The 14,150-nt window shown below is 63.1% G+C and carries 9 protein-coding genes; 8 read left to right on the forward strand and 1 reads right to left on the reverse strand.

Translation table 11 applies throughout. The annotated features are described in order from the left end of the window. Nucleotides 1-164: 164 nt before the first annotated feature. On the reverse strand, nucleotides 165-1,082 hold the full coding sequence (locus tag C7441_RS01215; RefSeq protein ID WP_109611360.1) for a branched-chain amino acid ABC transporter permease: 918 nt from the start codon (nucleotides 1,080-1,082) through the stop codon (nucleotides 165-167). Nucleotides 1,083-1,174: 92 nt separating this feature from the next. On the opposite strand from C7441_RS01215, the gene C7441_RS01220 reads away from it, so the two are divergent. The 8 genes from C7441_RS01220 (at nucleotide 1,175) to C7441_RS01255 (ending at nucleotide 14,148) form a co-directional block, all read left to right on the forward strand. Then, a complete protein-coding gene (locus C7441_RS01220) occupies nucleotides 1,175-1,780 on the forward strand; it encodes a CGNR zinc finger domain-containing protein (protein WP_109611361.1) in 606 nt (201 codons plus the stop codon). Then, nucleotides 1,773-2,291: a hypothetical protein gene (locus C7441_RS01225; protein WP_109611362.1), complete on the forward strand. Its 519-nt coding sequence runs from the start codon at nucleotides 1,773-1,775 to the stop codon at nucleotides 2,289-2,291. The genes C7441_RS01220 and C7441_RS01225 overlap by 8 nt, the downstream gene beginning before the upstream one ends. Before the next feature lie 174 nt (nucleotides 2,292-2,465). Further along, nucleotides 2,466-5,978: an indolepyruvate ferredoxin oxidoreductase family protein gene (locus tag C7441_RS01230; protein WP_280523550.1), complete on the forward strand. Its 3,513-nt coding sequence runs from the start codon at nucleotides 2,466-2,468 to the stop codon at nucleotides 5,976-5,978. A gap of 146 nt (nucleotides 5,979-6,124) precedes the next feature. Beyond that, nucleotides 6,125-8,437: a putative bifunctional diguanylate cyclase/phosphodiesterase gene (locus C7441_RS01235; RefSeq protein ID WP_109611364.1), complete on the forward strand. Its 2,313-nt coding sequence runs from the start codon at nucleotides 6,125-6,127 to the stop codon at nucleotides 8,435-8,437. A 138-nt stretch (nucleotides 8,438-8,575) separates the two neighbouring features. Next, on the forward strand, nucleotides 8,576-9,349 hold the full coding sequence (locus C7441_RS01240; protein WP_109611365.1) for an N-acyl amino acid synthase FeeM domain-containing protein: 774 nt from the start codon (nucleotides 8,576-8,578) through the stop codon (nucleotides 9,347-9,349). A 333-nt stretch (nucleotides 9,350-9,682) separates the two neighbouring features. After that, nucleotides 9,683-11,317 (forward strand): amidohydrolase, encoded by a 1,635-nt coding sequence (locus C7441_RS01245; protein ID WP_109611366.1) that lies wholly within the window; start codon nucleotides 9,683-9,685, stop codon nucleotides 11,315-11,317. Nucleotides 11,318-11,432: 115 nt separating this feature from the next. Continuing rightward, entirely contained in the window at nucleotides 11,433-13,031 is a 1,599-nt protein-coding gene (locus C7441_RS01250) for an ABC transporter substrate-binding protein (protein WP_170124970.1), read from the forward strand. Between the two features lie 181 nt (nucleotides 13,032-13,212). After that, on the forward strand, nucleotides 13,213-14,148 hold the full coding sequence (locus C7441_RS01255) for an ABC transporter permease (RefSeq protein WP_109611367.1): 936 nt from the start codon (nucleotides 13,213-13,215) through the stop codon (nucleotides 14,146-14,148). The last annotated feature ends 2 nt before the right edge of the window (nucleotides 14,149-14,150 follow it).

Below are 14,150 nucleotides of genomic sequence, written 5' to 3' on the forward strand. Positions count from 1 at the left end.
CGGACGGTTTATGGCGCCGTTGCGGTTCCTCCCGGCGCGCTTTTTCTAAATCGGTAAAATGCCGGGCGGGCTGGCGTCAATAACGGATGGTACAGTTCGCTTGCCTGATTGTGCCAGCGGTCGCCGGAAATGCGCGGTTTTCGGGAAGTGCTAAAACGAAAGTCTTAGAAATTGTGGCGAAATGGACGCACTGCCTCCTGCCCCGAGAAACGCAGAACCAGCATTGCGGCCAGCAGCGCCAGCATCCAGGCATCGCGCCATTCGATGGGGAAATAGCCGGCCCAGAGCGACTCGGCGATGCCGAAGGTGGCCGCGCCCATCGCCGCATGGGTTGGCGAGCGATATCCGCCCACGGCGGTGACGAACAGGATTTTCAGGCCGAAGATGAGGCCGCTGCCGAAGCCGATATTGCCGAAGTAAAGGGCTGCCATCATGCCGGCGAGTGCCGCTGTCAGCGCGCCATGGAGAACGGTGGCGCGAAAGACGCGGCGCGTATCCACCCCGCACATTTCCGCTGCCGCCGGGTCGTCGCACACGGCCCGCCAGTTGCGCCCGAAGCGGGTGCGGCCCAGAAGGATGCCGGACAGGACGAGCAGGGCGACGATGATTGCGCAGTTCAGCAACTGGATGACGGTGAGCGTGGCACGATAGCCGCCGGCTTCGGCGAAGGTCACGGGCGTGGCCAGCAGCGGCGGCAGCCAGAAATCATGCGTGTCGGCGGCGATACGGGCAAGCTCGCTCAGGAAGATCAGCGTGCCGAGCGTGGCCACCACGATGGCGTTGGGGGCGGCTTTCACAAGGGGCTCGAACACGCCGCGCGCCAGCACCCAGCCGATCAGCGTCGCATAGGCGAAGGTGGAGACGATGGCGAAGCCGATCGTCATCGGCAGCGTCATCCACAATACCTGCCATCCGAAGACGGCGATGAGGATCATGGTCTGGCCGCTGAAGGCGAAGATCGCGCCATGCGCGAGATTGGTGCGGTGGAGCACGCCGTTGACCAGCACATAGCCGGAGGCCAGCAACGCATAGAGCGCGCCCATGTGAGCGCCGTTCAGCACCTGTTGCAGGAAATAGAGCATGGACCGACCGCATGCCGCGCACCATAACGGTCGCCAGCGTGCGGCCAAAAATCTAACTTGTCAAAGGCATAATACAGGTTAGATTTTCAGGAATGGCCATTTCATGGACGAGACATCGCTTTTCCGGCGGCGCGCTGGCGCTCGATGCGGCCAATACAGTGGTGCATCGCGGGGATCCGGCGCGCTCGTTCGACCGTTTCGAGCGGGCGGAGGAACTCCCGCGCTTTGCCGCCGCCGCAACCGGGTATCGAGCCGCCGAGCTGGGTGCGCGCAAGCTTTCCGTCGCTGACATCCGAAGCGCGCTGCCGAAGGTGCTTGCGATCCGCGAGGCGACCGACAGGCTGTTTCGCAATGCCGTGCGGCGCGGGGCCGTCGCGACGGCCGACATGCCGGAACTCCTCGGCGCCTGCGCCGGCGCGCTGGCTGGTCATGACGAGCATTTGCGCCTGCCCGACCAGCCCTTCGGCGATCCGGCTACGCCGCTGCAACTGGAGGCAGCGCTTGCCGTTTCGGCGCTGTCACTGCTGTCGCCGGACAGTGTGCGGAGGCTCAGGATATGCCCCAATTGCAACTGGCTGTTCGTGGATCGCAGCCGCAATGCCAGCCGCCTGTGGTGCGACATGGCGGTCTGCGGCAATCGCCAGAAGGCGAAACGCCATTATCGGCGCCGCAAGGCGCAGGAGGTTCCCCATGCATGAACATATGCGCAAATCCTGGCTCGCAGTGCTGCTGATCTTGCCGCTGGCGCTGGGCGCCTGCCGCGACAGCGGCAAGCTGTTCGAGCTTTCGGGCCGGCTGATGGTGTTCAATTATCGCGAGGCCAAGATCACCTATGTGATGACGCTCGACCCCATCGAGCCAATCGGCGAGGGGCAGGTGGCGGTTACGACATTCGAGAATCCGGCCGGTGGTGCGCCGCTGGTGATCCGGCAAAAGCTGTTTCCCGGGCACAAGAAGGTGACGATCGAGAGCCCGCCGCTGGAATGCGTGGTCAGGGACCGCAGCTACAAGGTGGGAATCAGGATCGAGCGGCAGGACGGCACCTTGTTGCAGGCCATCGACACGACCATGATTTCGTCGCAGGACCAAAACATGCTGCCGGACCGGCCGCTGGTCGTCGGGCCAGGTTATCAGCCCAATCCCGAGCTTGCGGGTCATGCCGATGGCCGCTTGCCCGGCGGGCGCGGCGTAACCTGCCCTGCCGCCTGAGCCGGACCTGCGCAAAACTGGGGAAAAGCAGCTGGGTGACTGCGGATGTTCGCCGCATTCGCGCGCTGTACGAAAGTCGCAATTGCCGGTGGGACTTGTGCTTTTGGGGCAGGGGTGCTTTTCGTTTGACCTGACCGTCAAGGCAAGGAACAGTAAACCATACTGTTTCGGCCGTTGCTCGCGAATCGCCCGGTCGCAAAGGAATGCCCGATGACGCTGCACGACGTTGCCCTCGACGACAAATTCGATCTCGGCAAGGAGCGCGTCTTCCTGTCGGGTGCGCAGGCGGTCGTGCGCATGCTTCTGATGCAGCGCGAGCGTGACCGGCGCGCCGGGCTCAACACGGCGGGTTTCGTTTCGGGCTATCGCGGCTCGCCGCTGGGCGGGCTCGATCTGCAGCTGTGGAAGGCCAGGGCGCAGCTCAGGCAATCCGACATCGTCTTCGAGCCGGGTCTCAACGAGGAATTGGCCGCGACCGCCTGTTGGGGCTCGCAGCAGGCCGAGGTTCTCGGCGAGGGCAGGTATGACGGCGTCTTCACGCTCTGGTACGGCAAGGGGCCGGGCGTCGACCGCTCGGGCGACGTGTTCCGTCACGCCAACCTTGCCGGCTCGTCGAAACATGGCGGCGCGCTCGCCCTGATGGGCGACGACCACATGGCCGAATCCTCGACCAACGCGCATGCCACCGAATTCCTGTTCGTCGACACGATGATGCCGATCCTGAACCCGGCGGGGGTGCAGGAGCTGATCGATTACGGCCTCTACGGCTATGCCATGTCGCGCTTTTCCGGCACGTGGACGGCCATCAAATGCGTGAAGGACAATATCGAATCGACGGCTTCGGTGGACGCCTCGCTCGACCGTCTGAACATCGTGCTGCCGGAATTCGACATGCCGCCCGGCGGCCTCAACATTCGCAACGAACTCGACCAGCTCGGCCAGGAAGCGCGCCTGCACGAATACAAGCGCGCGGCAGTCAGCGCCTTCATCTTCGCCAACAAGCTCAACCGGATCGTCTATTCGGGGGGCTCCCGGGCCAAACTCGGCATCGTCACGGTGGGCAAGAGCTATCTCGACGTGCGCCAGGCGCTGGACGACCTTGGCATCGACGAGGCCCGCGCCAACCAGCTCGGTATCCGCCTGTTCAAGGTCGGCGCGCCCTGGCCGCTCGACCTCGACCACATCGCCGAATTCGTGCGCGGGCTGGAAACGGTCGTGGTGGTGGAAGAAAAGCGCTCGCTGATCGAGGTGCAACTGCGCGAAAACCTCTACAACACCGCCAACCAGCCGGTCATCGTCGGCAAGAAGGACGAGCGCGGGGGCTGGCTGTTCCCGGCCAAGGGCGCGCTCGACCCCAACGATATCGCCATAGCACTCGGCGAACGCGTGCTGAAGGTGATCGGCCCTTCGGAAGAAATCGCGGCCCATGTCAGCCGGCTGCGCCAGTTCCAGGCGATGCTGGCCGACACGAAGGACGTGGGCGCGCGCACGCCGTTCTTCTGCTCGGGCTGCCCGCACAATTCCTCCACCAAGGTGCCGGAAGGCTCGATTGCCGGCGCCGGCATCGGCTGTCATTTCATGGCGCTGTGGATGGACCGCTCGACCATCGGATTCACCGCCATGGGCGGCGAGGGCGCGCAATGGATCGGCCAGGCGCCCTTTTCCAGGCGCGAGCATCTGTTCCAGAATCTCGGCGACGGCACCTACAACCATTCCGGCACGCTGGCGATCCGCTTCGCGCTCGCGGCGGGCACCAACATCACCTACAAGATCCTCTACAACGACGCCGTCGCCATGACCGGCGGCCAGCCGCATGAGGGCGGGCTGACGGTAGACATGATCGCCCGGCAGGTACGCGCCGAAGGCGTCGAGCGCATTGCCGTCGTGACCGATGAGCCGGGAAAATATGCCGGCAGCGCCGACTTCCCGCCCGGCATCACCATCCATCACCGCGACGAGCTGGATCGCGTGCAGCGCGATCTGCGCGAGGTCAAGGGCGTGTCGATCCTGCTCTACGACCAGACCTGCGCGGCCGAGAAGCGCCGCCGGCGCAAGCGCGGCACCTTCCCCGATCCGGACAAGCGCGTGCTGATCAACGAACTGGTCTGCGAGGGCTGCGGCGATTGCGGCGTGCAGTCGAATTGCGTGTCGATCCAGCCGGTTGAAACCGAGTTCGGCCGCAAGCGGCGCATCGACCAGTCGAGCTGCAACAAGGACTTTTCCTGCGTCAACGGCTTCTGTCCGTCCTTCGTCACGGTGCATGGCGCCAAGCTGCGCAAGGGCGAGGGCATTGCCGGGCAGTCCGACCCGCTGGCCGGCGTGCCGGACCCGCAGCCCCGTCCGCTCGGTTCGGGCTGGTCGTCGATCATCGACGGCGTCGGGGGCACCGGCGTGGTGACTGTCGGGGCGATCCTCGGCATGGCGGCGCATCTGGAAGGCAAGGGCTGCGGGCTGATCGACATGGCGGGGCTCGCCCAGAAGGGCGGCTCGGTCTTCACCCATGTGCGGATCGCGGCAACGCCCGAGGACATCCACGCCATCCGTGTCTCGGCCGGCAAGGCCGATCTCATCCTGGGCTGCGACCTCGTCGTTTCAGGCGCCAGGAAGGTGCTGGCGGCCGTGCGCGAGGGCCATACCATCTTCGTCGCCAATACGGCTGAGGTCATGCCCGGCGAATTCGCCCGCTCGGCCGATTTCTCGCTGCCCACCGAGCGGCTGAAGAAGGCGATCCGCGCGGCGGCGGGCGATGAGCGTTCGCATTTCTTCGATGCCACGCGCACGGCCACCGCGCTGTTCGGCAATTCGCTCGGCGCCAACATGCTCATGCTCGGCTTTGCCTATCAGCATGGCGGGCTGCCGCTTTCGGCGGAGGCGATCGAGAAGGCCATCGAACTCAACGGCCAGGCGGTGGCGATGAATGTCGCCGCCTTCCGCTGGGGGCGGCGCGCGGCGCACGAACCCGAATTCGTGCGAGGGCTGATTGCCCAGCCGGGCCGTTCGACCGCCGAGGCGGCGCCCTCGCAGACGCTGGACGAAATCATTGCCCGCCGCGTTGCGTTCCTGACCCGTTATCAGAACGCGGCCTATGCCGAGCACTACCGCCGGCGCATTGAGGCGCTGCGTGCGGCGGAGGCCAAGGCTTCGCCCGGCTCTGTCGTGGTTACGACGGCGGCGGCGAAAAACCTGTTCAAGCTGATGGCGATCAAGGACGAATACGAGGTCGCGCGGCTCTATACGGACGGCTCCTTCGCGCGCCAGCTTGCGACGCAGTTCCAGAGCTATGACCGGCTGGAGTTCCATCTGGCGCCGCCGATCCTCGGCAGGCGCGACGCCGAAGGCAAGCCGCGCAAGTCAAGCTTCGGGCCGTGGATGATGAAGGGTTTCGGGCTGCTTGCCGCGCTCAAGGGCCTGCGCGGCACCGTGTTCGACCTGTTCGGCTACACGGCCGAGCGCCGCATGGAGCGCGAATTGCTGGCGCAATATGAGGGCGATCTCGACATGATCGGCAGTTCGCTTTCAGCGGACAGGATCGAGGCGGCGACGGCGCTTGCGTCGGTTCCGGCGCTCATCCGCGGCTATGGCCATGTCAGGCAGGCAAGCGCCGTGAAGGCGACGGGGGAGCGGGAACGCCTGCTTGATCGGCTGGCCGGCGGCGACGCCGCACCGGCTTTGCAGGCGGCCGAATAGCGACGGTGGCTTTTTGCGTGAGGGGTTCGATGGAAGATGCTGGTCAGGGGAGGATGAGATGCGGCAGAACCGGCGAAAATCCCAATCCTTATAAGGCTTTCTTAACATGACAATGCCATAAGCAAGGCTCATTTGGGTCGCAGGTGATGGTCAAGAAGCGAACCGACGAAGTTCCTGTCGACGTCTACGTTCAATTCATCCGTTCGCTATTCGACAACGTGCACATGGTGCTCGTGGGCGCGATGTGTCACGCCCTCATCGCCTATATGGTTTACTGGAAAGGCGGCGAGCTTTTCTTTGCGGTCATGGCCGCCGCCCTGCTGGCCGTGGGTGTATGGCGCTATCTCAGCCTGCTCAGGTTCCACCGCGTCGGGGTCATCGACGATGCGCAAACGGCGCACCGCTGGGAACGGGACTACATCATCAAGGGCGCAATACAGGGCTTTCTGCTCGGCGCCTTCTGCTTCGTTTCGATCTATGTCTACCGGGACCCCTATGCCGAACTGGCGGCGGTATCGGTAACGCTCGGCTCCATCGTCTCCGTCGTCGGCCGCAACTATGGTTCGCCGCCCATGGTGGCGATCTTCGCCACGACCTTCGTGGGGCCGATCGCGCTGGGATTGATCCTGCGGTTCGATACGCCGCATATCATCCTCGGGCTCCTCATCGTCCCGTTCTTCTTCATCATCAGGGCCAGCGCGGCCAATGTCCGCAGCGTGCTGTTTTCGGCGGTGGTCGGCCACAAGCAGGCAGGCCAGCTTGCCCAGCGCTTCAACCGCGCCCTGAACACCATGTCGCACGGGCTGGTCATGCTGGGCCCCAACGGCAAGGTGGTGGTGGCCAATGCCGAGGCCGCGCATCTCATGTCGGTGCGGTCGCCGGACGCGCTGCTCGGGCGTTCGATCCATTCGCTGTTGAAGCGCGGCGTGGCGGGCGGCATGCTTGCGGTGGAGGATTGCCGCTATGTCGAAGCGCAATTGACGCGGGCGCTGCGCGAGGGACGGGACCGCAAGGTCCTCGTTTCGTTTTCAAACGGCCAGCACTATGAGTTTTCCGCGCGCGGAGGCGGTGATGATCTCGGCGTCATCACCTTCGAGGATGTTACCCAGCGCATCGAGGCGGAAGAGAAGATCCGGACCATGGCGCGCTATGACAACCTGACGGATCTGCCGAACCGCGCCTATTTCCACGAGATCGTGGACGAACTCATGGCCACGGGCGATCGGGAGCGGCTCTGCGCGCTTGCCGTGCTCGACCTCGACGATTTCAAGAGCGTCAACGACACGCTCGGCCATCCGGTCGGCGACGGGCTGATCTATGCAGCCGCCGAGCGGCTTGCGACCATTGTGACCGATGACATCAAGGTCAGCCGCTTCGGCGGCGACGAATTCATGATCTTCTTCAACCGCGTCGAGGATATCGACCAGTTCGCGATGACGCTGGACGGGATTTTCGCCGCGTTCCAGGGGGATGTCGATGTCGCGGGCCATGTGCTGCGCATCCAGGCCAGCGGCGGCGCCGTCATTTCGCGCGTAGAAGAGAGCGACGTCGACGCCATGATCGTGAAGGCCGACCTTGCCATGTACAAGGCCAAGGAACTCGGCAAGAACGGCTGGCGCCTGTTCGAATCGGCGATGGATGCGGCCTTCCGCGACAAGCAGCTCCTGAAGGCGGATCTGCGCTCGACCGTGGAAGCCAGGGGACTGCGGGTCGTCTTCCAGCCAATCGTGTCGATGGAGACGATGCGGATCGCCAGTTGCGAGGCGTTGTGCCGGTGGGACCATCCCGAACTCGGCCCGGTTTCGCCGGCGGTGTTCATCCCCCTCGCCGAGGAGATGGGCATCATCTCCGACATCACCACTTTCGTGCTGCACGCCGCCTGCCAGGAATGCACCAAATGGCCGGAGCAGATCGGCGTATCGGTCAACCTGTCGGCCAAGGATTTCCGTTCCTGCGAAATCGTGGAGAAGGTCCGCGAGGCCTTGGCCGCCTCCGGCCTCGCGCCAGGCCGGCTTGAGGTCGAGGTGACCGAGACCGTGCTCCTCGACGACAAGTCGCTGACACGCCTCTACATCGAGGAAATCAAGAATCTCGGCGTGCGGATTGCGCTCGACGATTTCGGCACCGGCTATTCAAGCCTCAGCTATCTGCACAAGCTGCCGCTGGACAAGGTCAAGATCGACCGCAGCTTCCTGCACGACGTGACCCGCAACAAGCGTTCGCTCGAACTGCTCAAGGGTGTGGTCAGCCTGTCGCGCTCGCTTGGCCTGACGGTCACGGTGGAGGGCGTGGAAACCTTCGAGCAGCTGAAAATCCTTGCGCTCACGATCAAGCCCGACCTGCTTCAGGGCTTCCTGTTCGGCGCCGCTTTGAGCGCGTCGGGCATCGAGACGATGTCGAATTCCGTCTGGCCCTTCGCGGGCGAGGGCAAGTCCAGCGGCAGGACCACGCGGCGATAGGCTCGCCCGGCAATGACAGGCTCTGCGCCCCGTTCGGGCATTAAGGTTAACGATAGGTAAACGGGGGTGCATCAAATTTTATGTTTGATGGCCCGGACGCATCGGCTACCGTCCGCAGCGCGGAATGGGGGACATTTGATGCGGGACATCAAACCGACGACGGCGGGCGCTGGCGCGCGCGGGCATGAGACCGAGGTCCACGCGCCATTTGCACGGAACATCTTCTCGGTGCTGGAGAAGGTGGAATATCGCGTTTGCGACGGCGGCGAGGATCTCGAGGCGATCTACCGGCTACGCTACAATTCCTATCTGGACGTGGGCATGGTGAAGCCCGACGCCTCGCGCATGGTCAACGACAAATATGACGAGATGCCGAATTCATATCGCTTCGGCGTCTTCTATGACGGCCATCTCGTCAGCACGATCAGGCTGCACTACGCCGGTCCGGAATTTCCGGTGTCGCCCAGCACGGAGGTTTTCGCCGACGAACTGGCACCGCGCGTGGCGGCGGGGGAAAGCTTCATCGACCCCAGCCGCTTTGCCGCGGACCTGCAGTGGTCCACACAACTGCGCGTGCTGCCCTACATAACGCTGCGGCTGGCGGTGGTGGCCTGCAAGCATTTCAATCCCACCTATTGCCTGACGGCGATCAAGGAGGAGCATGCCGCGTTCTACCACCGCATTTTCCGTTCGGTGGAAGCGGCCAAGCCGCGCATGTATCCGGGCCTGACCATGCCGGTGCATCTCTATCAATCGCGCTGCTCGGACAATATGGAAGACACGATCCGGCGTTTTCCGTTCTTCCGCTCGACGGCCTTCGAGCAGCGCATGCTGTTCCAGCGGCCCGCCAAGGGCGAGCCCGCACCGCTCACCGTGCTTCCGACCGCCAAATATCTGAGCAACGCCGCATAGACCATGATGTCGTCCGAAAAGTGTGAAGCGGTTTTCGGACGACATCATGGTCCATCTAATCGATTCTGCCGTATGTATGCGACGCGCCAAGTGATTCCACTTGGCTGCAACATGCTCTGGGCGTTTCAGGGCTGCTGGAACCGCTCGGGGCGGCGAGACGAGCCGGGATTCGCGACGGAGACGCTGGCTCGTGTTCGGCGAAGCGTCAAACCGCGTCGGCGGTTTCGCGAAAAATTTAGTGCGGTTTAAGCAGTTCAACGACTTGATTGCATATTGCTATGATGGGAGGCTACCTTCTCGCGACAAGGCATGACTCAGGGAGGGGACTGCTGAATGTCATCAGCAGGGCAGGGTTTGCAGGCCGATACGATACTGCATAACGGTACGATCTGGTGCGGTTACCACGAGGGGGTGGCCGAGGCTCTGGCGATCTGGCAGGGCAAGGTTCTGGCAACCGGGTCGAAAGATGAAATCCTCAGGCTCAAGGGCGAAAAGACGCGGCTGATCGATCTTGGCGGCAGGTTCGCGACGCCCGGCCTCAACGACGCGCATCTGCACCTGATCTCGATCGGGTTGACGCTTGGCTGGCTCGACGCCACGCCGCAGAAGGCACCCACGCTGGAAAGCCTGCTGCAACAGATCAGGGCGCAGGCCGCTTCCGCTCCGCCCGGCACCTGGATCCTCGCGCGCGGCTACGACCAGACAAAGCTCGACGTCGGACGTCACCCGCACAAGTCGGAACTGGATGCCGCCGCGCCCGACCATCCGGTCATGCTGGTGCGCACCTGCGGCCATGTCTCCATCTTCAATTCGCGAGCCTTCGAGCTTGCCGGTGTGGATGAAAGCACGGCCGTGCCCGATGGCGGGCTGATCGAACAGAAGAACGGTGTGCTGACCGGCATGGTCGCCGAAAACGCGCAAGGGCTCATCCGCAAGGCGATCCCTCAGGCCACCACCGAGCAGATGATCGACGCCATCGACGCGGCCGGCAACATGCTGCTGTCCTACGGCATTACCAGCGTCATGGACGCGGCGGTGGGGCATATCGGCGGCTTCGACGAGATCCGGGCCTATAACATCGCCAAGCTGAACGGCCGGTTGCCGGTGCGCACCTGGCTGGTGCTGCTGGGCGACCCGGAAACCTCGATCGTGCCGCAATGCTATGAAGCGGGGCTGGTGTCCGGCGTCGGTGACGACATGCTCAGGATCGGCGCCGTGAAGATCTTCCTCGACGGGTCGGCCGGCGGCCGCACGGCCTGGATGAGCAAGCCCTATCTCGGCGACGACGGCACCACGGGTGTGCGGATACTTTCCGACGAGCAGCTCGAAGCGCTGGTCATGGATGCGCATGCCAAGGGCTATCAGCTTGCCTGCCACGCGATCGGCGACGCCGCGATCGGCCAGCTCATCGCGGCCTACGAGAAAGCGCTGGCCGTTGTTCCCGATTCCGACCGCCGTCACCGCATCGAGCATTGCGGCTTTTCCACCGAAGAACAGCACCAGCGCATGAAGAAGGCGGGCATCTATCCCTGTCCGCAGCAGGTGTTCATCTACGATTTCGGCGATGCCTATGTTTCGGTTCTGGGCGAGGACAGGGCGTTGTCGAGCTATCCGCTCAAGACGTGGAAGGACCTCGGCTTCAAGCCTGCCACGGGCAGCGATTCGCCCGTTTGCCACCCCAATCCGTTTCCGAACATCTACAGCATGGTGACGCGCGAAACCTGGAAGGGCACGGTGATGGATGGGCGCGAGCGCGTCTCGATCGAGGAGGCCCTGCAGGTCTACACCGAATATGGCGCCTTCTCGCAAAAGCTGGAGCATGTGAAGGGCAGGCTGGTGCCCGGACAGGTCGCCGATATTGCTGTTTTCTCGCACAATATGCTGACGGCAAAGCCCGAAGAGATTCTGAACGATACGCAGTGCGTGCTGACGCTGCGCGGCGGCGAGGTGGTTTTCGAAAGACAATAGAAACACGGCTCAAAGCCGTATCGATTGCGGTGCATCAAAGGGAGAACGATGCGCCGCATGGAAGAGAGGAGCGCCCCGGCCTGCAGTCGGATGCGCAAAAATCAGTGGAGGGAACATGATCAGGAAACTTGCAATCATCTCGACGATTGCGGCATCGCTGCTTGCGGGTGCCGCGTCCTTCGCGTCTGCCGAAGAGCCGCGCGCGGGCGGTGTCATCAACTTCGTCGCGCCCTACGGCTCCAGCTTCTCGTCGCTGGATATTCATGCGTCCGCGCAGGTCCAGGACGAGTTCTGGGCCAAGGCCATCCACCGTTCGCTTTACGATTGGGACGCCAATGACAACAAGCCGGTGCTGGGGCTGGCGACCGACGTTTCAATCTCGGACGACAAGCTGACCTACACCTACAAGCTGCGGCAGGACGCCTATTTCCACGACGGCAAGCAGATGACCGCCGACGACATCATCTACAGCTACACCCGCATCATGGATCCCGCGAAGGCCTATCCGGCCGCGCAGTACATCAGCAATATCAAGGGCGCGACCGAATACAACGAAGGCAAGGCCAAGGAAATCTCCGGTCTCAAGAAGATCGACGATTTCACGCTGGCAATCACGCTGACCGATCCGATCGATCCGGCCTTCCAGTTCATGCCCAACTACACGGCGATCTATCCGGCCGGCGCGGCGGAGAAGGAAGGCTTCTTCACCCACCCCGTTGGTCTTGGCCCTTATAAATTTGCCGAATACGTGCCGGGATCGCGGCTCACCGTCGAGAAAAACGACAAATATTATGACAAGGGCAAGCCCTACGCCGACAAGATCAACATCATGATCATGGGCGACGCGTCGGCGCGCGACGTGGCGTTCCGCAACAAGGAAGTTGACGTTTCGGTTCTAGGGCCGGCGCAATATGTCGCCTACAAGGCCGACCCGGAACTGGCCAAGAACATCCTCGAAGTGGCGGAAGTCTATACCCGCTATGTCGGTTTCAACCCCGACTTCAAACCGTTCCAGGACAAGCGGGTTCGTCAGGCGATTAACTATGCGATCGATTCCGACCTGATCATCAAGAGGCTGGCCAAGGAGAAGGCCTATCGCGCCGCCGGCTGGCTGCCTGTGTCGTCGCCCGCGTATGACAAGGACGCCAAGCCCTATCCGTACGATCCCGAAAAGGCCAAGGCGCTGCTGGCCGAGGCCGGCTATCCGGACGGCTTCGAGTTCGAGTTGACGGCTACCCAGAACGAAAGCTGGGGGCTCACGATCGTGGAGGCCATCATCCCGATGCTCGACAAGGTCGGCATCAAGGTGAAGGCCAAGCCGGTAGAAAGCTCGGTCTTGTCCGAAGCGGTGCCGGGCGGCGATTTCCAGGCCTTCATGTGGTCGTCGGAAAGCGGGCCGGATTCTCTGACCGCGTTGCGCTGCTTCTACTCCAAGACCCCGCAGGCTTCCTGCAACTATGAGAAGTTCAACAATGCGGACTTCGACAAGCTGATCGATGAGGCGCGTCAGGCCGCGACGGAAGACGAAAAGAACGAGTTGCTGCGCAAGGCCAACAACCTGCTGCAGGAAGAAGCACCGGTGTGGTTCTTCAACTACAACAAGGCGGTCATGGCCTATCAGCCCTGGCTGCATGGCGTTCAGCCCAACTCCATGGAAATGGCGATCCAGTCCTATGAAAAGCTCTGGGTCGATGACACCGTGCCGAACCGGTAAGCACGGCTGAAACGGGGAAGCCGGCGATCAGGCCGCCGGCTTCCGCCGCCTCGCGCCGCCGTGCCCTTCGCGGGTGCGGCCGGTCAGGAGCGCCATCCCCGGCGCTCATAAAACCCCGATGTGACGACACGGATTCGCGCGGAATCCGCCGCCGCATCGCAGGTGGAGGAGAACAATACCGGTGCTACGCTTCGTCTTGCGCCGCCTTCTGCAGATGATCCCGACCATCGTCGCGGTGTCGCTGCTGATATTCGTCATTTTCAGCATTGTGCCCGGCAGCATTGCCTCCAGCATGATCGCGGACGGACGCGGAAGAAACGACCCCAAACTCGTCGAACGGATCAATCAGGAATTCGGCCTCGACCGGCCCGTCTATGTGCGGTTCGGCGATTATCTGGTGAGCCTCGCCAAATTCGATCTCGGGACCTCCTTCCGCACCCGCCAGCCGGTCTCGGCGATGATCGGCGAGCGATTGTGGCCGACATTGAAGCTGGCTTTCGCGGCCATGTGCGTGGCGATTTTCATCGGCCTGCCACTCGGTTTCATCGCCGCGCTCAAGCCCGGCTCCCTTCTCGACAGCCTCACCATGGTGGGCGCGATCTCGGGCCTGTCGCTGCCGCAGTTCTGGCTGGGCCTGCTTGCGATGTATCTGTTTGCGCTCACGCTCGGCTGGCTGCCGAGTTTCGGCTATGGCGACGGTGGCTTGCGCAACATCATATTGCCGGCGCTGACGCTCGGGGTCGCGCCGCTGGCGCTGCTGGCGCGCACCACGCGCGCGGCCGTGCTTGAGGTGATGAACGCCGATTTCATCCGCACTGCCCGTTCCAAGGGCATGAACAGCTTCCGGCTGGTGAAGTGGCATGTGGTGCGCAACGCGCTGGTGCTGGTCATCACCACGCTCGGCCTGCAGTTCGGCTCGATGATGGGCCAGGCCGTGGTGGTGGAGAAGCTGTTCTCCTGGCCCGGCCTCGGCTCGCTGCTGATCGACAGCGTAAGCCTGCGCGACATACCGGTGGTGCAAGGCAGCATTCTCGTGCTGGTGCTGTGCTTCCTTCTCGTCAACACGCTGGTCGATGTTCTCTATGCGGTCATCGATCCGCGCATCAGCCACGGGTAGGT

Origin of the sequence: Pseudaminobacter salicylatoxidans, assembly GCF_003148475.1 — a bacterium.
GTDB lineage: Bacteria > Pseudomonadota > Alphaproteobacteria > Rhizobiales > Rhizobiaceae > Pseudaminobacter > Pseudaminobacter salicylatoxidans.